20 protein-coding genes and 1 pseudogene are annotated in these 19,492 nt (G+C 57.7%); 16 read left to right on the top strand and 5 right to left on the bottom strand.

The window, feature by feature from the left end; all coding sequences use genetic code 11:
• The first annotated feature begins 194 nt into the window (after window positions 1-194).
• The 3 genes from NBG89_RS25845 (at window position 195) to NBG89_RS25835 (ending at window position 3,075) form a co-directional block, all read left to right on the top strand.
• Window positions 195-1,901 carry an arylsulfatase gene (locus NBG89_RS25845; RefSeq protein WP_431323165.1) on the top strand — a complete coding sequence of 569 codons (1,707 nt, stop codon included), beginning with the start codon at window positions 195-197 and terminating at the stop codon, window positions 1,899-1,901.
• Between the two features lie 75 nt (window positions 1,902-1,976).
• On the top strand, window positions 1,977-2,636 hold the full coding sequence (locus NBG89_RS25840) for a hypothetical protein (RefSeq protein WP_431323164.1): 660 nt from the start codon (window positions 1,977-1,979) through the stop codon (window positions 2,634-2,636).
• A gap of 37 nt (window positions 2,637-2,673) precedes the next feature.
• On the top strand, window positions 2,674-3,075 hold the full coding sequence (locus tag NBG89_RS25835; RefSeq protein ID WP_431323163.1) for a DUF2721 domain-containing protein: 402 nt from the start codon (window positions 2,674-2,676) through the stop codon (window positions 3,073-3,075).
• Between the two features lie 100 nt (window positions 3,076-3,175).
• Here the strand turns inward: NBG89_RS25835 and NBG89_RS25830 are convergent, their stop codons facing one another.
• Both NBG89_RS25830 and NBG89_RS25825 read right to left on the bottom strand, forming a co-directional pair.
• Window positions 3,176-4,042, bottom strand: a complete 867-nt coding sequence (locus NBG89_RS25830) for a hypothetical protein (RefSeq protein ID WP_431323162.1) — start codon at window positions 4,040-4,042, stop codon at window positions 3,176-3,178.
• Between the two features lie 106 nt (window positions 4,043-4,148).
• Window positions 4,149-5,156, bottom strand: coding sequence for an HAD family hydrolase (locus NBG89_RS25825; RefSeq protein WP_431323161.1), 1,008 nt, complete (start codon window positions 5,154-5,156; stop codon window positions 4,149-4,151).
• A 187-nt stretch (window positions 5,157-5,343) separates the two neighbouring features.
• Here NBG89_RS25825 and NBG89_RS25820 point away from each other — a divergent pair, with 187 nt between their 5' ends.
• The 4 genes from NBG89_RS25820 to NBG89_RS25805 all read left to right on the top strand — a co-directional run bounded on the left by NBG89_RS25820 (window position 5,344) and on the right by NBG89_RS25805 (window position 9,912).
• On the top strand, window positions 5,344-7,230 hold the full coding sequence (locus tag NBG89_RS25820) for a sensor histidine kinase (RefSeq protein ID WP_431323160.1): 1,887 nt from the start codon (window positions 5,344-5,346) through the stop codon (window positions 7,228-7,230).
• Entirely contained in the window at window positions 7,230-7,859 is a 630-nt protein-coding gene (locus NBG89_RS25815) for a response regulator transcription factor (RefSeq protein WP_431323159.1), read from the top strand. Before NBG89_RS25820 ends, NBG89_RS25815 begins: the two co-directional genes overlap by 1 nt.
• Window positions 7,860-7,964: 105 nt before the next feature.
• Window positions 7,965-8,336: a response regulator transcription factor gene (locus NBG89_RS25810; RefSeq protein ID WP_431323158.1), complete on the top strand. Its 372-nt coding sequence runs from the start codon at window positions 7,965-7,967 to the stop codon at window positions 8,334-8,336.
• A gap of 67 nt (window positions 8,337-8,403) precedes the next feature.
• Window positions 8,404-9,912: an arylsulfatase gene (locus NBG89_RS25805; RefSeq protein WP_431323157.1), complete on the top strand. Its 1,509-nt coding sequence runs from the start codon at window positions 8,404-8,406 to the stop codon at window positions 9,910-9,912.
• A 16-nt stretch (window positions 9,913-9,928) separates the two neighbouring features.
• Here NBG89_RS25805 and NBG89_RS25800 read toward each other — a convergent pair whose 3' ends face one another.
• Window positions 9,929-10,279: an arginase family protein gene (locus NBG89_RS25800; protein WP_431323156.1), complete on the bottom strand. Its 351-nt coding sequence runs from the start codon at window positions 10,277-10,279 to the stop codon at window positions 9,929-9,931.
• A gap of 161 nt (window positions 10,280-10,440) precedes the next feature.
• On the opposite strand from NBG89_RS25800, the gene NBG89_RS25795 reads away from it, so the two are divergent.
• The 4 genes from NBG89_RS25795 (at window position 10,441) to NBG89_RS25780 (ending at window position 12,380) form a co-directional block, all read left to right on the top strand.
• On the top strand, window positions 10,441-10,689 hold the full coding sequence (locus NBG89_RS25795; protein ID WP_431323155.1) for a CopG family ribbon-helix-helix protein: 249 nt from the start codon (window positions 10,441-10,443) through the stop codon (window positions 10,687-10,689).
• Window positions 10,686-10,976, top strand: coding sequence for a type II toxin-antitoxin system RelE/ParE family toxin (locus NBG89_RS25790; RefSeq protein WP_431323154.1), 291 nt, complete (start codon window positions 10,686-10,688; stop codon window positions 10,974-10,976). The genes NBG89_RS25795 and NBG89_RS25790 overlap by 4 nt, the downstream gene beginning before the upstream one ends.
• Window positions 10,977-10,994: 18 nt before the next feature.
• The gene (locus NBG89_RS25785) at window positions 10,995-11,120 is read left to right on the top strand and encodes a hypothetical protein (RefSeq protein ID WP_431323153.1); all 126 of its coding nucleotides are present in this window, start codon (window positions 10,995-10,997) and stop codon (window positions 11,118-11,120) included.
• Window positions 11,121-12,125: 1,005 nt separating this feature from the next.
• Window positions 12,126-12,380: a hypothetical protein gene (locus tag NBG89_RS25780; protein WP_431323152.1), complete on the top strand. Its 255-nt coding sequence runs from the start codon at window positions 12,126-12,128 to the stop codon at window positions 12,378-12,380.
• Window positions 12,381-13,167: 787 nt separating this feature from the next.
• On the opposite strand, the gene NBG89_RS25775 is transcribed toward NBG89_RS25780, so the two are convergent.
• Window positions 13,168-13,908 carry an NYN domain-containing protein gene (locus NBG89_RS25775; RefSeq protein ID WP_431323151.1) on the bottom strand — a complete coding sequence of 247 codons (741 nt, stop codon included), beginning with the start codon at window positions 13,906-13,908 and terminating at the stop codon, window positions 13,168-13,170.
• 529 nt (window positions 13,909-14,437) lie between these two features.
• Between NBG89_RS25775 and NBG89_RS25770 the strand changes: the two genes are divergently transcribed.
• The gene (locus NBG89_RS25770) at window positions 14,438-14,887 is read left to right on the top strand and encodes a hypothetical protein (RefSeq protein WP_431323150.1); all 450 of its coding nucleotides are present in this window, start codon (window positions 14,438-14,440) and stop codon (window positions 14,885-14,887) included.
• Window positions 14,888-15,352: 465 nt separating this feature from the next.
• The gene (locus NBG89_RS25765) at window positions 15,353-16,501 is read left to right on the top strand and encodes a helix-turn-helix transcriptional regulator (protein WP_431323149.1); all 1,149 of its coding nucleotides are present in this window, start codon (window positions 15,353-15,355) and stop codon (window positions 16,499-16,501) included.
• A 54-nt stretch (window positions 16,502-16,555) separates the two neighbouring features.
• Here NBG89_RS25765 and NBG89_RS25760 read toward each other — a convergent pair whose 3' ends face one another.
• Window positions 16,556-17,035, bottom strand: coding sequence for a DUF995 domain-containing protein (locus tag NBG89_RS25760; RefSeq protein ID WP_431323148.1), 480 nt, complete (start codon window positions 17,033-17,035; stop codon window positions 16,556-16,558).
• A 211-nt stretch (window positions 17,036-17,246) separates the two neighbouring features.
• On the opposite strand from NBG89_RS25760, the pseudogene NBG89_RS25755 reads away from it, so the two are divergent.
• The 3 genes and pseudogenes from NBG89_RS25755 to NBG89_RS25745 all read left to right on the top strand — a co-directional run.
• Window positions 17,247-17,357, top strand: a pseudogene (locus NBG89_RS25755) (LysE family translocator); the annotation flags it as partial.
• Window positions 17,358-17,389: 32 nt separating this feature from the next.
• Window positions 17,390-17,800 carry a hypothetical protein gene (locus NBG89_RS25750; RefSeq protein ID WP_431324606.1) on the top strand — a complete coding sequence of 137 codons (411 nt, stop codon included), beginning with the start codon at window positions 17,390-17,392 and terminating at the stop codon, window positions 17,798-17,800.
• Between the two features lie 177 nt (window positions 17,801-17,977).
• Window positions 17,978-19,096 carry an IS110 family transposase gene (locus tag NBG89_RS25745; protein WP_431323141.1) on the top strand — a complete coding sequence of 373 codons (1,119 nt, stop codon included), beginning with the start codon at window positions 17,978-17,980 and terminating at the stop codon, window positions 19,094-19,096.
• Window positions 19,097-19,492 lie beyond the last annotated feature (396 nt).

The raw sequence follows: 19,492 nt of genomic DNA, 5'->3' as shown, positions 1-19,492 counted from the left end.
AAAATGGTTGGAAGAGTGGAAGTCCTCTTCTGCAAGTCGAGGGTCACCTACGGCCGTGAGCCGCGTCTTTACCGTAGCAGACCTGCCCATTGGGCAGTGAACAGGGCGCCGCCGAGAAACCCTTCTTTTGCTTTGACTCGTCTTTCAACCAACCTTGGCCGTCATCGGGCGGTCCCCAGAGGGAGGCATTCGAAATGAGACGGACCACGAAGTTGATAGCAACCGCACTGGCGGCCGCGGGCAGCCTGCTTGCGAGTACCGCGACAATACACGCGCAGGAGGAGAAGAAGCCCAACATCCTGTTCATCATGGGTGACGACATCGGCTGGATGCAGCCGAGCATCTATCACCAGGGTCTCGCGGTCGGTGAAACGCCCAATATCGACCGCATCGGCCGGGAAGGCGCGAAGTTCATGACCTATTATGCCGAGCAGAGCTGCACGGCAGGGCGGACCGCGTTCATCACCGGCATGCAGCCGGTGCGCGTCGGCATGGTTCTGCCGGAGATTCCCGGAAGCCCGTCCTACCTGCGGGCCGGTACGCCTCACCTCGCCAAGTTCCTGTATGATCTCGGCTACTCGACAGGAGAGTTCGGCAAGAACCATCTCGGAGATACCACCGAATCCCTGCCGACGGCACACGGATTCCAGGAATTCTGGGGCTACCTCTATCACCTCGACGCCATGCAGGGGGTGAGCTTCCCCGACATCAATAAGACCTCGACCGAGCAGGGGATCGCGCCACCTTGCAGGAACACGCCGATTCCTGGGATAGCGGAAGATCCGGCGGCGGTGGACGCAAAAACCACGACCTGCCTGACCCCGCCGCGTCCAATGCTCGCGTGCAAATCCTCCGACGGGTCGCCGGCCAACCAGTCATGCAAGGACGAAGGGCCGCTGACGCTTGAGCGCTCCAAGACAATTGATGAGGAGATCTCCGCCAAGGTCATCGATTTCCTCGACCGCAATGATCCGAAGAAGACCAACAAGCCGTTCTTCGTCTGGTACAACCCCGCGCGCATGCACATCACCACCGTCCTGCCGGACAAGTACCTGAACATGGTGGGTGAGCAGGGCGGCAAGGACTGGGGCGTCAACGAAGCCGGCATGAAGCAGATGGACGACAACATCGGTTACGTCTTGAAGAGGCTCGAGGAGATGGGCGAACTCGACAATACCATCGTCGTCTTCACCACCGACAACGGCGCCGAAACTATCACATTCCCGGACGGCGGCACCACTCCGTTCAAAGGCGGAAAGCTCAGCACCTGGGAAGGTGGCATGCGTGCGCCGCTCGTGGTTCGTTGGCCGGGGCACATCGAGCCCGGGACGGTCAAGAATGACATCTTCTCGGCCCTCGACTGGCTGCCGACCTTTGTGAACATCGCCGGTGGGCCCAAGGGCGACGGCCTGAAGAAAGAGATCGAGGCGGGCAAATACCCCGGAATCGTCAAGACCACGCTCGACGGGATCGACCAGCGCGACTTCCTGGAAGGCAAGTCGCCATCCAAGCGCGACTCGTTCCTGTACTATTCCGGCAAGGAGCCGTCGGCTGTCCGCTATAAGAACTGGAAGATGTACTTCGCCATGGTCTCCGACGATCCGGCTGGATTCATTGGCGGCGTGCAGCCTTACGCCTGGACCCAGGTCGTCAACATCAAGCGCGACCCGTTTGAAACCTCGGTCGGACAACAGTTGAAGACGCTCTTCGGTACAGGCGGCGCCATCGCATCACCGTCCACCGCCTATGTCTACGACTGGAACATCCTGCCGATCGGCCAGCAGTTGTGGCTGAGGCATCTCGAGACCTACATCGACTTCCCGCCGCTTCAGAGCCCTGCAAGCTACAATCTGGAGCAAGTGATGCAGCAGGTCCGCGAAATGAAGACTGGTCACGACTGACGCGCAGGCGACTACGACATTTGTAGCGGACGCCAGATCGCGTCCGCTACATCAGTATGCCCAGAGGGCCGAGCGATGAGCGATGTCATCCAACAAAGTCGTGACGAACCTCGCTGGCCTCCGATAGTGGCGATCCTTGCAGTGTTCGCGCTTCTGGAGGTGCTGCCGCATCACGTCTACGCCCTGCCGGGGTGGATATCGTATGGTGTCCTCGTAGCGGCCATCGTGCCAATGGTCGCTGTCACGCTCTCCATCCACAATGCAGCGTGGCTGCGGATCGAGCATGTCGCCATCATGCTGCTCGCCAGCGTCTACGCGGGCAATACCGCGGCCGAACTTGGCGACATGGTCGGGATCATCACCGTACATCCGCCCGAGACGCGATCAGTTTCGCTGCTGACGTCATCCTTTACGATCTGGATCACCAACGTCCTAACCTTCTCGCTTCTCTACTGGCAGATCGACGCGGGTGGTCCGGCGCGCCTCGCGCGTAGAATGGCGGGACGACCTGACTGGCTCTTCCCCCAGACATCGGCACCCGAACTGGCCGCGCCGGACTGGCGACCGCTCTACGTCGACTATCTTTCCCTCGCGTTCAATACGGCGGCTGCGTTCAGTCCTACCGACGTGCTGCCGCTGACAAGACGTGCGAAAGGACTGATGATGATCGAAAGTTCCATTGCTCTGTTGACGCTCGTGCTTGTGGCTGCGCGAGCGGTCAATGTCATCCCGTAGGTGCCTTATGTCAGTCGGGGCCGATCAGCTTTCAATAATGATCAGTCACGCAGTGGCGCCCGCGTTCGTGCTCAACGGCGTCGCGGCGATGGTGGCGGTGCTCGTCAATCGGATCTCCGGCGTGACTGAACGGATCAGAAACCTCCGTGAGATTGATGAAGCTGACCTCGTTCGCGCCAAGCTAAAGCGGGAGATTGGCGAACTCAGGCAGCGGGAGCTGCTCTTGAACAGTGCTTTGCACCTCGCTGTCCTTGCCGGGATCGGGGTGACGCTGTTGCTCCTCTTCGGCTTTGTCGTGGCATTCTTGGGGTACCGCCACGAACCAGGAGCTGCCGTGCTTTTCATCGCGTCGCTTTGCTTTCTGGCTGGATCCCTGTTCCGGTTCCTGCAGGACATTCGGCTCTCCCAAGGCGAGCACAAAGATCGTGTGTCGCCTTAATCGCTAGACCGTCGGGTCCGTCACCGCGAGAGCGGGTAAATGTCGGACGGCGGGGCTTCCGGCCGCAGTCCGACTGAAACCCGACCGCGACCTTGCGAAATCAGTAGCAAGGTGGGAAGGGGTAGTAGCCGCATTGCTGGCCGTCGTAGTAGGAGTTGTAGTAAGGGCGTGCCGCAGCCGCTCCTACTGCAGCGCCGGCGACGACACCTGCCGCAACCGGAGCGCCGCGATACCAGGCACCGTGATAGACCGGTGCCTGCCAATAGGAGCCACCGACGCGGTTGATGTTCGTGTCGCCGATATGAACGTCGGCACCGTGCAGTCCGCCACGGAAGTCAGCACCTGCAAAGTCTCCTCCGCGCATGTCTCCTCCGAATCTGCCTCCCCCGCCGAAGCTACCGCCGGCAAAGCCGCCTCCGTGGAACCCTCCGCCGCCGAAACCTCCACCACCAAACCCTCCACCACCACCGCCGAAATGATCGATAAAGAGAGCTGCCGGTCCGGAGGCTCCGCTTAGGCTGCCTTCCAGCACGGTTATATCGAAGGTGAGCGTCGTTCCATCCAGTTTGGGTGTTTTGAGCGTCACGACGGCATCACTGACGTCTGAACCGTCGCCTCCCAAAACTGAGACCGTTGCGTTCGGTGGGTCGACCGCGAAGTTGTCCTTGCCGTCGTCCCACTGCATGATGAATTGTTCGGTCGTCACATGTCCTGCTGCCCGAACCGGCCGATCCGCAAAGACGATCGAATTGGCCGACACCCCGGTCAGGATAAGCTTGCCGTTTTCGATTTTCGCGCCAGACGAATTGAGCACCGCCAATGAGGGGACCGGCCCCGTCGGCGTGACCACGCCAATCGTCTTTTCCAGCGGCACGTGCGGCTTCTTCGGTGAGTCCTGGGCAAAGGCGGCGGGGCTCAAGGCGACGCTTCCGAGCAGGATGAGCGTAGTGAATCGGTCGCGTTTCATCGATGTGTCCTCGCAGTTGGAATGGGGCAAGGTGTCCATCACCTTCCATGCCCCTTCTTGAAGTCACAGACTTTGGTGTTGCGATCTCCCAACCAGGAGAGCCGCCTTAGTCCTTGAAGATCTTTTTCCAGTCGGCCTTCATGTCGACGACGGTCCAGCCTGTGATCGCGGCCGCATCGAGCGCCTTGTCGAGGTGACCGAATTCGCTCTTGCGGTCATAGGCGTATTCACGCTCCTCATCCGTGTGGTGAATGAGCACCCCGAGACGCGCGGGCGCGCCTGCCATTGTCGTCCACTGCAGCATTTCGAGATCGCCGTCGGAATTTCCAAAGGCTGCGATGGGACGGCGACCGATCTCCTGGTTGATCCCAACCGGCTTACCGGCCTTGTCGTCGATGAAGTTGACCTCCGGCAGACGATACAAGGTCGGCGTGTCATCCTGCATCTTGAACTGCGTCTTGATCGAGGAACCGACAACCTGCTCCGGGGGAACGCCGTAGATCTTCTCGGTCCATGGCCTCATGAACTCAACGCCGCCGCCTGACACAATGAACGTCTTGAACCCATTAGCGCGCAGGTAGGAAAGTAGCTCGACCATTGGCTGGTATACGAGCTCCGTGTAGGGACGTTTGAATTTCGGGTCGCGCGCCGTCGCAAGCCAGTCGGTCACCACCTTCTCAAAATCAGACGTGGTCATTCCCGCATGGGTGACCATGATCAGCTCCAACAGACCCGTTTCCCCTGATGCGGCGAGTGCATTCATGTCGCCGTCGAGCACAGCCTTGAAGGGCTGGACGTTCTGCCATTCCGGATGCTGGGGAGCGAGGGTCTTCACGCGGTCCATGGCGAAGGCAAGCTGGGTGTACATGGGATGCTCGACCCACAGTGTCCCGTCATTGTCAAAGACGGCGATCCGTTCCGGTTCCGGGACGAAGTCCGGCGATCCCTGCTTTGTCACTCTCTCGACGAAGGACACGATAGCCGACTTCGGTCCGGTGTCGTTCCAGGATGGCAGGGGATCGCTCTGTGCGTACGCGGACATTGCGAAGGCGAATGCCCCAATGATGATGGCGGCAGCCCCATGGAGCGGCGCGGTGACGAGATGGCGAAACATGGTTTTTACCCCCAAGTAAGAGCAGCGCGGACGACGCGTTCCTTCTCTTCCGGCATCCATCAATTCTAACGAATATGTCCGGTCCCTGATATTGCCCTTTGGGGAAGCTGAACAACCATGAGTGGTTTGGCGGCGCATGACACCTCAGCGATAAGATGTTATCATCCTCCGGCTTTGGGGGGGACCGATGGCCTTAGGCAAGGGGGAAGGTCGACTGCGGTACGCTGGCGTCTTGCTGGCATCCCTCTTTGTGACGGTCTCAGTCGTATTCGCTGCCCCTCAAGCTACACCCCCGCGTCTCGATCGGCCGCCTCGGGTACTCATACTTTACCCATATGACGAACGGATCGCGGCGACCACTGCTGCTGGAGAAGCACTGCGAAGCCGTCTGCTTGAGGCGACCGGGGGCAAGATCGATCTGTTTTCCGAATTCCTGGATCTGTCGCGGTTTCCGGAGCCCGAGCATGTCCAGCGGCTGGGGCGGTACATGGCTGAGAAGTACGCCATTCGTCGTCCGGACGTCGTTGTCGCGCTCGGAAGAGAGTCGGCCAGTTTCATTTCGGCAAACCGGTCAAGCATCGCTCCCGACGCGAAGATCGTCGCGGCTGGTTTCGGCAATTCGACCTCGGAGAATATCGATCTCCCGGACGACGTGATTGGAGCGTTCACGACATTCGACATTCTGAAGACTGCCGAAATGGCCCGCAGTCTGCAGCCCGGAGCCCGTCACCTCTACATCATCGGTGGATCGTCTGAGTTCGACCATGGTTGGTTGGCGACGGCGCGCGCCGACCTCGAGGAATTCTCCAAGTCATACGAAACGACCTACCTTGAAAACCTGACTATTGAGCAATTCGTTGAACGGGCAGCCGAAGTCCCTGCCGACAGCATCATACTGGCGTTGACGGTCTTCAAGGATCAGTCTGGGCGGAATTTCATACCTCGCGAAGCGATAGGAAGGATTGCTGCAACGGCCAATGCTCCGGTTTATGGCCCCTACCAAACCTACATCAACTACGGCGTCGTCGGCGGCAATACCGTCACCTTTGAAACCTTGGGTCAGACCGTCGGCAACCTGGTACTCGACGCCATTGCCGGTAGGCCGATGGAGAGTATTCAAGCGCCCCAGACGTACATCGTCGACGCGCGACAACTGAATCGTTGGGGCTTGGCGGAAAAAAACCTGCCCGCCGGCACTGTCCAGATGTACAGGGAAAAGGGGCTCTGGGAGGCGCATTGGCCAGCAGTGATGGGTGCGTTTGGCGTTGTCATTGTGCAGGCCGGCATCATCGCCGCATTGCTGCTCGAGCGACGCCGTCGCCAGGAGGCAGAGAGCCGATCGCGAGTTCACCTGCTGGAAGCCGTTCACCTGAACCAGTCCGCGACGGCCGGGGCGTTGTCGTCTTCCGTTGCCCATGAACTCAATCAGCCGCTGTCTGCCATCAGAAACAACGCGGAGGCTGCCTCTGTACTGCTTCAAAGTGACAGCCCCGACCTTCAGCTCATCCAGCAGATCCTTCTCGACATCCAGGCAGATGATCAGCGCGCGGGCGATATCATTGGCCGGATGAGAGGATTGCTCAAGAAAAGAAGCGAGATCGATTGGCAGGAGTTCGACCTGAACGATGTAACGTCGAGCGCAGCCAGTATTATTCACGGCGAGGCCGAACGCAGGGGAATTACGCTCAAGACAAAGCGACCAACGAGCGAGCTACCGGTCCGCGCAGACAAGGTTCATGTGCAGCAGGTTGTCCTAAACCTGGCGACCAACGCGATGGATGCCATGACTGACGCGGGTTCTGCCAGCAGGATCCTGACGCTGGCGACTGGACTTGTGAAAGAGAATGCCGAGCTTTGCGTGGCCGACACGGGCAACGGAATACCCCAGGAGCGCCTCTCCAGCATCTTCGAGCCGTTCTACACGACGAAGCAGGCAGGAACGGGTCTTGGCCTTCCCATAGCGCGCGCCATTGTCGAGACATATGGCGGCACAATCTCTGCGTACAACCGGCCCGAAGGCGGCGCCATCTTTCGCGTGGCGCTGCCTCTTGCCCGAAGCGAGGAGCGGCACTGATGAAACCGGTCGTCCATATCGTCGATGACGACGAATCCTACCGAACGGCAACGTCACGGCTGCTATCGGCTTATGGCCTGAGGGTGGAGCTCTATGAATCCGGCGATCAGTTTCTTGCCAGTCTTCCAAACTGCGAGCCAGGCTGCATTCTACTCGACCTGCAGATGCCCGGCAGGTCCGGGCTGCAGATACAGCACCAACTAAACAAGCTAGCGCCGCTGCTTCCGATTGTGTTTCTCACGGGAGAAGGGGACATAAAGACTGGCGTCGACGCGATGAAAGCCGGTGCGCAGGACTTTCTGGAGAAACCGAGCTCAGTGCCGGTCCTGATCGAAACCATCGAACACGCGTTGGCCCAGTATGAGAGGCGCAGAGCCGAGTATGAGCGGCTGCAGCAAGTGAGGACTTTGGTGGCTGGACTAAGTGCCCGCGAAGCTGAAGTGTTTGGGCTTGTTGTCCGTGGCCATCTCAACAAGCAAATTGCCTACGCCCTTGGTATATCGGAGCGCACGGTAAAGGTTCACCGTCATCAGGTCATGGAGAAGCTCGGAGCGAGGTCGCTCGCAGAGGCCGTTTCGATTGCTGCGGACATCGGCCTCGACCACGGACAAGTACGACGTGTGACGTAAAGTGACGCGCCGCCTTCCCCTTAGGGCAATATCGAGATTTCGACGACGCGCCTACAATGGGTGGCAACTGCGTATCTCGAGAAATGTCACGAGTGGGGGCATGAGGTGGGAAAGCTGCGCGGCACGGTCGCTGTTGTCGATGATGATGCGAGCCTACGTCGAAGCGTCGGGCGTCTGCTCAATGCCTACGGATTTCCGGCCATTGAGTACCAATCTGCAGAAGCCTTCCTCGGCCGCGATCCAAATATCCTGATCGACTGTCTCGTGTTGGACATCGACCTCGGCGGCATGTCCGGCATCGAATTGCAGCAAAAGTTGAAAGAGGCAGGATCGAAACTGGCGGTGATTTTCATCACCGCCCTCGAAGACCCCCGCCTGAAAATCCGGGCTGAACAAGCCGGGTGTGTCGCCTATCTGCGAAAGCCCTTCGCTGGAGCCGCGCTTGTCGATGCAGTCAAGAAAGCGATCGGATCCTGAGTTCCTGATCAAGGAGCGACCGCCACGACCAGGCTCATTAGTTGCAATGCCAACAGGGAGGTCGAACATGGAATGGCTTAGACACTGGCGGCCGAAGGCCGAAGCACTGGCGATGGCAACATGCCTCAGTGTGCATCCCTTTGCTGTCGGAACGGCATCTGCGCAGCAAGCCAAGCCGAACATAATGTTCATTCTCGGCGACAATATCGGCTACGGCGACATCGGGGTTTACGGGGGCGGGGAGTTGCGCGGATCGCCGACGCCGCGCATCGACCAGCTAGCTGCCGAAGGGCTGCGACTGACGCAGTTTCTGGTCGAGCCCTCCTGTACGCCGTCCCGCGCCGCCTTGATGACAGGACGCTATTCCATTCGTTCCGGGCTGTCGTTGGTCGCTGTTCCGGGCACGTCTTTTTCCTTACCGGCGAACGAAGTTACCATGGCGGAGATGCTGCATGACGCCGGCTACGCGACGGCGATCTTCGGCAAGTGGCACCTCGGTGCGGAAACCTACAGTCAACCGCAATACCAGGGGTTCGACGAGTTCTACGGCATTCCGCCTGGCGACACCTGGGACGCGTTTGGAATGATCCGACAGGGCAAGCAGACGAACGCGCTCGACATTCCACTCGACAAGGGGCCGCAGATCGTCGAGGCGAACCGAGGCCAGCCACTTAAATCCGTGAAGCCATACACAGAGGAAGTGCGGCGCGGGATTGATTGGGAGTTGGCGGATCACGGGATCGACTTCATGAGGCGGCAAAAGGCGTCGGGCAAACCGTTCTTCCTGTACCTGCCGATCTCGCGCACACACTTTCCAAACCTGCCTTCGAGACGGTTCGAAGGCGCATCGCGGATTGGCCAGTTCGGGGATTCCCTGATGGAGGGCGACGCGATTGTCGGAACGATGCTTGACGCAGTAAAAGGTCTCGGAATTGAGAAGGATACGATCGTGGTCCTTGCGTCAGACAATGGACCGGACGGTCCTGGCGCAAGCCGCTTCGGCGGCGACATGCCGGATGTCGGCAGTCCCGGGCCGTATCGTGGCGCGCTCGGTGAAATCAGCGAAGGTGCGATACGCACGGCCGCGGTGATCCGTTGGCCGCAACAGATCAAACCGGGATCTTCGTACGCGATGTTTTCGATCATGGATTTCTTCCCGACCTTCGCTCACATCGCTGGCGCCAAAGTGCCGGATGACCGGCCAATCGACGGTGTGGATCAAACCAGCCTCTTACTGGGAGAGGACGACGACGGTGCCCGTGATCATCTGCTGACCTTCGTCGGGTCGGAGTTGGTCGCAGCCCGCTGGAAACAGTTCCGTGCGTATTTCGTCAACGTGGCGCCGGGCCATAGCGGCGCAGCGGGCGCAACGTTGATGGGAGGCGTTGGCGCGAGTGCTGCACCCATGAACGGTTATCCGCAAGTGTTCAACATCGAGGCCGATCCACAGGAGGAGCACAATATCGGCGAGATGTACAACTGGGTTCTTGGGCCGCTGCTTCAGGCGGTGGGAGAATATAAGGCGAGCCTTGCGCGATCACCAAACCCGCCGGCGGCGAACATGACAAGGTTTTAGCTGACATCCACCGACATCAACGCAAGAGCGGCAGTCTTGCGAGCATGTTCCGGAGCTTGATGGCCACGCGCGGCATCTGCTCGGCGATGGTGGGGCCTACGATGTCAAACTGCCGAGCGATGTCGTCGACGACACGAATGACGCCGTCGCTCTTCATCCCGTCAGGATCAGTGCCGACGGCCACGATCAACTCAACAGGATCGATAACATCGAGGTCGAAGTGGACGAGCACTTTCGAGGCACCAATCGAACTCAGCCATTCGAGAACTGCCGCGCTGCTCTCGGCGACCTCCGCAGGCGACAGGCTCTTCACGCCGAATTGGCGCTGGCGCTCTTTGGTCCCGCATGCCTCTCTAGGCTCGCGCATGCGAGGCCGGTCACGCGGAGGTCGTCGCCGAAGTGCTGACAGGACGCCGATGCGATGGCTGTCATCAGGGGAACGCCAGCCAAGCCTTGACCCGCAACCGGCATGCCGTGCCATAATGTGTACATGTAAAACACAACGGAGAGTGTAGCGTGAGTGCGACGATGACGATCCGTGTCTCGGAAGACACCCTGGCCAAGCTGACAAAGATCGCCGAAGGGACGAAGCGCAGCAAATCCTTCCTCGCGGGGGAGGCGGTCTCGGCCTATGTCGAGCGCGAGCTTGCCATTATTGAAGGCGTCCAGCGCGGGCTGGCCGACGTGGCGGCCGGCCGCGTCGTCCCGCACGAGCAAGCGATGGCTGAAGCCCGCCAGATCATTGCGGAAGCACGGCGCAAGAAAGCGCAAGGATGAGGCGAGTTGTCTGGTCGGCCGACGCACACCGCGACTATCTCGACATCCTCGCCTACATCGCCGACGATAGTCCGGATGCAGCCGAGCGGGTTGTTGACGCCATCGACGACGCGGGCAACAGGCTCAGTTCGTTCGCCACTGGCAGGCCGCGGCGCGTGACTGGCACTTACGAGAAGGTAGTGACGGGCTTGCCCTACATTATCGCTTACGCGCTGACGGACGAGGCAGTAGTGATCGTCCGCGTCATCTATTCGGCCCGCGACTGGCAGGAGGAGGAGTGGCCGTAATCTCAGAAGGGATGTGAGATGCTTGATCCCGACGACATGGACATCCGCTGGCTGGGGATCGACATCGATGTCCACCCCGGTTCGTATCGGGTCTTCACGTCGGTCATCGGTATGGCTGGAATCCTGACGCAACACTGGCCATAGGACAAGCAGGGCGATGAAGCCGCCTGCGCTGCCTGTGTGCACAGCACTGTCTTTGTAGACATGGCTATGGCGAAGATAGTGCATTTGGTTAGCGATCTTCTTTGCAGCAGGGTATTGCGTTTGCTTGCCGCAGTGATTGATGCGCGCAATCATCGTCCGTCCATGGAGAGGATCGCCGTTGCGTCTCCAGCGGATGTAATGCGCATTGCAGTATCCGCGTTTTGGGGAAGGTGACTGGCAGTCAACGATAGAGCATTTCATGGTAGCGTAGTCTAACTGAGCCACCACAGTTCCGACACACTCGGTTTAAGAGAAGCCCGTAAACGCCGAGCGGGTTCGACCACCCGAGGAAAAGCCAGCCTCAGCGAAGCCAATCATCGGCAACGCAACTTGCGGGGTGTGGACGGCTCTATCTCGGCCTTTAGGACATCGCTCCAGATGGTGGCCCAAAATCGGGTAGCACTTCAAAAAACCGCCGGAGCAAACTCAAAACTGGATAAAATCTGGGGGCAAGGTCAGAGGCCATGAAACAAATGTTGCGTATAGCGAAGATAGCGTTTTTTTGGGCTTACGGGATTCGCGTAGTATTCGTTTTGCTAACGGTGCCTTTTGCGATGTGGCAGCACGGGCCGGAAGCGATAAGCCTTCCTCGTCTAGGTCACGTGCTTTTAGGTCAAAGCGTTTATGCAGCAATTACCGCAGTTGTCGGGGTCGCCGCCGCACTTATCCCATACTCTCCGAAACATCGGCACCAGTATAAAGATCCAGGCGTTTGGCACGCAATTTCGGCCGTCTGTATAGTGAGCGCAGTCGGCATCGGATTGTCGATTTTGGACATACTTCGCACCTCCCAAGGTGCAAGCCCGCAGTAAGGGTCACCGCCCGCCCCAACATCATGTGCGAGCAGGGCAGCTTTGCGCCACAGCGGTCATCGCGATCACGGCCAGTCTCTATTCGGGAATTCGCGATTTTGCTAATAAACTTCATCCCCGTTGGAGATTGTCGATGCGAATAGTGAAGGAACTGGATGTTGTTGAAATTGGTACCGCCCTTCATCCGAAACGTCGTATTGTTATCGTTCAACGGGACGATGGCCTTTACGCCTACGCGGAGCAGTACCAGTATGTTTCGCAGTACGATGGCGAGATCGTAGCCGAAGGTTGGGGCACGCTTCCTGCTGAAGGCATTTATGCAAACTCACACGTTGCTGAGGTTGAGGGTCGGGCCGCTTTTGCTCAGTGGCATGGAGTAGCTTATTAAGTCTAGCAGGTCGTCCGCTTCACGAACGTCCCTCGGTCAGGATCGCACCAACTGCAGAAGTTCAAATGCACTTTTGGATAATGAGAAAAAAGCTAGAGCGACTATAATTTTCGCTGTAATGACAATCCAATGCCGAGACGAGATTTCCCTGAGATTGTGCAGCCCTCGCGAGAACCCCTTCCCACGCTAAAGCAACCTGCGAGCCGCGCTAGGCTTTTGATCGCTGCAGGCGTCGTTGTTCCCCTTTGCATAATGTGCGGGTTCATCATTCATGGTGACTTCACGACCCGTAGCATTGGTCCTTTGACAGCCACATTTCTCCTCCCCGTCTATCTCGTTATCGTCGCGGTTTTCTTGTACGGAGCGTGGATAGTCGATCTGGACAGACCTCTCCGAGTAATCAGCCCGGACGGTATTCTTCTGCAAGGCCTTCCAAGGCCCATTCCTTGGCACGCGATCTCCTCCGCTAAAGAAATGACCGTTGCCAAAACGCAGGTTCTGTATTTGACCGTCCGCCGCGAGTCAGATCCTGAGCTATTCGAGCTGTTCGTTCGCAGGAACCTTTGGATGTCACGAAAGGTCTCCATTCCGTTGGCGTATTTCGAGGGAGTGGGGCCTCAGGAAGTGCGGTCAATCGTCGAACGGTACCTCCGAGATGCAGGCGGCCCGTCCTTCAAGTCGAGAGACGGCTAAGGGCCGATAGGCGACGAGGTCCTCGGGCAACTCGTGCCACTGATGCGGCCGATGCAACGTACTCGATCTTGAAAAGGCGACTTGCTGACCGGTTTCACTTCGGTTTCGTTGAAGTTGAAGGCTTCAGACGGATACGAACAGGTCGGCCCTCAACGTGGTCGACTTCGAACGAGTTTGTCTTCTTGACCAAGTCACTTAGTTTCTTGAAGCCGAACGTTCGTGGATCGAAGTCAGATGCGAGGTTGGCGAGCTGTGTTCCAACTGCGCCAAGCGGCACCCATCCATCCTCCGTCTCCATCTGCGCAATCACCTTTCTGATGATGGGTGTGGCGGCGCTTGGCGGCTTTAGTGAAGGGGCAGCTTGTCCTGCGTCCGCGCCGTTCGTAGCGACAGAAGGGAGCAAGTTCTCGGTGTAGATGAAGCGTCGGCATGCTTGGCGAAAACTCTCCGGTGTCTTCTGTTCACCGAAACCAAAGACATCGACGCCTTGTTCCCGGATGCGTGAGGCGAGGCGGGTGAAGTCGCTGTCGGACGATACAAGGCAAAAGCCGTCAAAGCGACCACTATGCAGCAAATCCATTGCGTCGATGACGAGCGTGATGTCGGAAGCGTTCTTGCCGGTGGTGTAGGCGAACTGCTGTTGCGGAATGATGGCGTGCTTCGAGAGGACGTCTGTCCACGCTTTCGAACGAGCACTGGCGAAGTCGCCGTAGATGCGCCGCACGCTAGCCTCGCCAATTTTGGCTATCTCCTCAAAGAGACCATCTACGATCTTCGCTGAGGCGTTGTCAGCATCGATGAGAACCGCGAGGCGCGGTAACCGCAGTTCAGGCATGCAGAGGCTCCGTGACGATTTAGAGTACCGAAAGTACGCAATAATTCATGCAAAAATGCATCTTATAAGAGAATTTTTCTGATAACGCGCGTCAGTTTTCATCGACACCTGATAGGTACGCGAAACTACCACGTTACGTGCTTTCCTTCTGTAAGAAAGGTGGAGGTCCATGTTACCATGGCATCATGGTTGTCGAAATTGAGCGCGTATGGAAGGTGCTTTAGTGTGAGATTTCAAAACTAAAATGTTCACCGGCAGCGCTGGCCCAATAGTGGGCCCCATTCCACTTATTATCACCGCGATATGCCTTTACTCTTACGTTAAGGGCCTAAGGACGCGTATCAGCGAGCATTCCACTATTATTTTCAATGTTTTGCTTCTCTCGTTCCAGCTTAATGATCGTCCCCGGTCACAAGCCTAAATGCCCTCGAGTGCTGTAAAAATGCCGTTCGCAACATCTCTCTCTGTAGTTGGACCCCTTCCGCTCCTCCTTACTGCTCTCGCTGTCTTTTCATACGGGCGAGGGATCGTGAAAAGAGCCAACGATCGTTCGCTCATTCTGTTCACTACACTTTTAATAAGCTCATTCCTGGTGACTCTATTCAGGCCGGAGAACGGCGGTCGGGGATTTCTTCCGTTATTTGCATCGCAACTCACAACCGCGATCCTTGCCTATGGATTGCTGGTCATCGCGGAGTTCCGGAGTGGAGAAGACCTAACCGGCTTGAGCAACGAAAGACGAGCAGCGGGAGTACTGCCATTTACGCTGCTCGTGGCCGCGCCAGCAGTGATCGTGGTGAACAGCTTTGTTCCATACATGGCCACGACATGCTCGGATGTTCGTTGTGCAGTCTTCGAGCGTATCTTTGGATCGCTTAGTGAAGGTTTCCAGCCCTTCTATATGCTGAATTTTTTCTTCGGCCTTTTGCTCGTGCCAGGGGTCGTTCACATCGCACGCATTCTTTCAAAAAAGAATTAAAGGTTAACGCACATGACTGACGACAACAAATCTACGGTCAAGAAAAATTCTCGCGAAGACGTTAACAATATCGCGAGGATAGTGCAGTTTGAATTAGGCCTCCTGCAAGCCGGCCTCACGTCTACGATCACATCCGCGTATACCAAGGGACCAACCTCCCGGTTGCCTTACCAGCGAGTCTGAGGCTTCCGTGTGGGAAGTGACGTTCCGCATAACCGTCGTTGACTGACAGCTTGTGCTGTCGAGGAGGATTGAGGACCAGCCAAGAGGCGCAGGCTGCCTGCGAGCGTTCGGGATTGTGGGGATTCCAATCGAGAGTTGTGAGTTCTCGCAGGCACAGTCGGAAGCACGAGGATTATGAAGTTGCCCGAGTCCGTCGTCGCTACTATCACACATTGTACGTATTGGCCTTTCTGTCGAACATAGTATATTGCTAAAGTTGCAATGCCGTCCACGGGGGACCTGATGACGCTAGGCACTCGCACGGATGCTGCGCTGAACGATTGCTATCAAGCGATCGTGTCGCCTGACCTTTGGCCGGACGCCCTTCAACAGCTTGCGGCGTCAATCGATGCGTCCTGTTTGATGTTCTATGCTCGAAATCCCGACCCGAACGGTCACGATCCGAGAAATCCCAATCGGACCTTTGATCTGCTGCCAGCCTCGGTGGAGTATCGAGGTCTACTCGAGGAGTACATCGCCAATCAGTGGTATCTGAACCATTACAGGGCAGAACGAGGCACGCGGCTCCTTGATAACGGCCAATCAGTTGTTCTGGAACACGATCTTGCCTCCGACGAGGAGCGGAAGCGCCTTTCCCACTACAACGACCTCTATCTTCGATTTGGATATCCGGGTTTCGCCATGACTGGCCTCACGGCAAATCGGCAGCGATGGGCGGTGACGATGCTGAGGAACAACAATCAAGGCCATTTCCAAAAAGACGATGTTCCGCTTCTGGCCGCCCTCAACCATCACTTCAGGAGAATGATCTTGTTTTCGGAGACGCTGGCCATCAGCGAGGCCGGCGCGGCCCTGCAGGCCTTCAACGCGAGCGGTACGGCGGCTTTCCTGCTCGGTTCCGATGGATGTGTCTTGCGACATAACCAACGGGCTGAGCGCCTGCTCGGACACGGACTGACAATCGTCTCGCGCCATCTTATTGCCGGAGACATCAAGGGCAATCGGGAACTTGGGGCATTGATCCGCAAGGCGGTCTCGCGAGGGCTGCCATCAGCGGTCGAAGGTGAGTTATCTGTCCTGATCCCGAGAAGCGAACGGCGACCGTTGCTCGTCGAGGCGATGCCGACGAGCAGCTTGATCTCAGACGCATTTACCGCCACGAGTGCGATCATTCTGGTTTTCGACATGGAGGAGCGTCCGAGGATGCCCGAAAAGCGTCTCGCCCTCCTATTCGGGCTCACTCCGGCAGAAGCTCGGGTGGCGTCGATGCTCGTTGCAGGTTACGATATCCAGACTGTAGCCGAGCGGAGCGAGACTACTTCAGAAACCGCCCGAGCCCATGTGAAGGCTATCCTGTCCAAATCTCAAACCCACAAGCAAACCGAGTTCATCGCGTTGGCTTCACGATTGATCCCTGGACCTCGTCGCTAGACTTCGACATCAGGGATGGGGAGGTCTAGTGGCGCTGAAGTGGCGGGTTCGCCACTATTTCATCGAAGCCTTCACTGTCTCGATACGCGATGAAACCTTGTCGCCCTTGGACATCTTTTTCACTTCGTCGTTGTAGATGTCGCCGAGGTATTGGTCGTCATCGCCAGAGACGTTTTTCGTCCACAATTGCTTGCCTGCTCGGTACCATTGCTTACATGGCGCGTAGGTCTCCGCGGTTTCCCCCGCCGCGTTTTTCCAGTCCGCCTTGAAGCAAAAAAGATTGTCCTTCACGGTCCATGTGCCGTCGGCCCAGGCATGAGTGCCGTTCTTCCGGTCGAGTACACCGAGGAGCTTTCCATCGGGAAGCCACGTATAATACACCGCGCCGAAGTCCACGTTGTATTTGACGGTGTTTCCGACGTAGACCTTGGTCGTTTCCTCGGCCGACAGGGGTTTCGCATTCTTGGGAAGCTTGCCCTCGTTTTTCCCAAGGGCCGGAGACACGGCCAATGCAACTGACGCGACGGCTGCCAATGCAAATGTATACCTCATCGGTTCCCTCCCGAGCTTTCCAGAGGTCCAGTGTTACGTTTGGAACCGATGTCGCACATCTCCCAAATGGGTTATCCGTGGGGAAGGGAATTTCCTCCGTTGGGTCGCCGCCGAAAGCGCTAAATCCGGTCATTGCGGCAATCAGAATAGGCACTAGACTGGAGCCCATCAGGTTGAGCAAAGGAACTGTCGAGTGCTTGGTTTTGATATCTTACTTGCATTCGTCGTCACCACTGCGGTTTTCGCCTTCATCCCTGGACCCGCGATGCTTTATGCGGCAGCCCGCACGATCTCTGGAGGACGACGACGTCCAGGTCCGGGGCGGCGACGAAGAGCATGCTCAGGAAAAACACTGACGCGGACTTCATCGTCGTTCTCCGCACAGATTGTGCTGGTCGCGATTTGGCGCACGAGATGCAAGTCTCGATACTGGACCTGATGTGTTTCCCTCGCAAGATAAGTGCCTCAGGGGGAGAGGTGTATCTGACCACGCCGCCATCGCGTCAATGTCTGGTTCTGCCTCGGTTCGGCTGGTTCGCCGTGCCGCTTTTGCTGAGCGGCAAGTCCGCTGGTGGTGTTTGCTCCATAACCTTTCGCGGGTCTTTTGCGGCAATCACCATGGCCCAACGCTTTCTTTCGTCGAAGCGTGCGCCAAGGCTAATGCTCGGTCGGGTGTCCGTGGACGTTCATACTTTGGCATTTCACAGGGTGCTGCTGAAACGCAACAGCCAACAAACCGCAGATTAGTTCCATAAGTTATCTTATGCGACAGTGACATGTAAGGGCTATTTAGTAATGCGACAGTTGGGCCAGTTAGACCGTATGTTCGTGGCCTGAAGGTGGCCCGCCCCCGCGGTAAACTAAATTCGGGGGTTGCTCTGGATAGAGCCAGAGCCGAGCCCCATAGTTTAGCGAGGGCGAACCATGAAAGAAGATAATGTAATTTTCATCGGCTTGGATACGTCCAAATTGAAGATTTCAGTGGCCGTTGCCGAAGGAGAACGCAACGGCGAAGTCCGGTTTTTCGGCGACATCTCTTCCGAGCCCGCGTCTGTGGCATCGCTGGTCAACAAGCTTTCCAAGCGCGGAGCCAAGCTTCACTTTTGCTATGAGGCGGGTCCCACCGGTTACGGCCTTTACCGTCAAATTGTCGAACTGGGGCATGACTGCGTGGTGGTGGCGCCGACGTTGGTGCCCAAGCGAGCGGGCGACCGGGTGAAGACCAATCGCCGGGATGCCGTAAGCCTGGCGCGCCTGCACCGGGCGGGCGAGCTGACCGCGGTCTGGGTTCCGGATGAGGCTCATGAGGCGATCCGCGACCTGGTGCGGGCTCGCGAGGCGGCCAGCGATGCGCTGAAACAGGCGCGCCAGCAACTTCAGTCTTTCATGTTGCGTCATGGCCGGATCTATACCGGCCGCAAACCATGGTCGCGCGCCCATACAAGATGGCTGACGTGCCAGGCCTTCGATCATCCCGCCCACCACATCCTGTTGGCGGAATATTGCCAGGCCATCGAGGATGCCGGCGTGCGTCTGGACCGGCTGACCCAGCTAGTGGTGGAGACCGCAGCATCCTGGTCGATGGCCCCGGTTGTGGCCGCCTACCAAGCAATGCGTGGTGTTGCATTCATGACAGCGGTCACCTTCGTGGTCGAAATCGGCGATGTCAGGCGCTTTGATAATCCCCGTCAGTTGATGGCGTATCTTGGTCTTGTGCCGTCGGAAAGCTCGACGGGCGAACGGGTCAAGCGTGGTGGGATCACAAAGGCAGGCAACACAAGGGCGCGTCGGGTCCTCATAGAAGGCGCCTGGACATATCGCTTCCCGGCACGTGTAAGCCCGACGATCCAAGCGCGGCTAGAGGGATTGCCAAGGACCGTTCGGGAAATTGCCTGGAAAGGCCAGGTGAGGCTCTGCGCGCGCTATCGCAAGCTGATGGCAGCAGGCAAGCCGAAGGTCGTCGCGGTCACCGCCATTGCCCGGGAGATGGCAGCTTTTCTTTGGGCGATTGGACAGGAGGTCACTCCCACAGCAAAAATTTAAAGCCTATCGTCGGTGCAAAGCGCGACAAACAGTCGAGAAGCAAAACATCTGCTGTTGAACAAAGATGGAGGCAGGGTTCCGGTGGGGAACCCTCGTCATCTCTATGTGGCGGATAAAATCCATGCCCGATGTTAGATAGAGGCAGCCCCAGACGAACATACGGAAATGCGGTACCCAGCCCGCGCATAAGAGTATGCCAGCCGTCGTCAAAATGCCCTGTCTCCTCCTTTGTTCAACAGCTTCACGCATGTGCTTTCGTCGTCAAAGCCGGAAGTAAAAATCATGACTAAAGAGCTTGAATACGAACATAAGAGAGATGCGACAGCCTCGCCTCTCGACGTGCTGGTCAAAGCCAACGTTGGGAGCAAGGATGACGACCTTCAACCTGGTCGAGAC

The organism is Rhizobium sp. YTU87027 (genome assembly GCF_050644135.1).
Taxonomy (GTDB): Bacteria; Pseudomonadota; Alphaproteobacteria; order Rhizobiales; family Rhizobiaceae; genus Rhizobium.
Note: the sequence above shows the minus strand (reverse complement) of the source record. Positions and strands in the feature narration are given on the sequence as shown.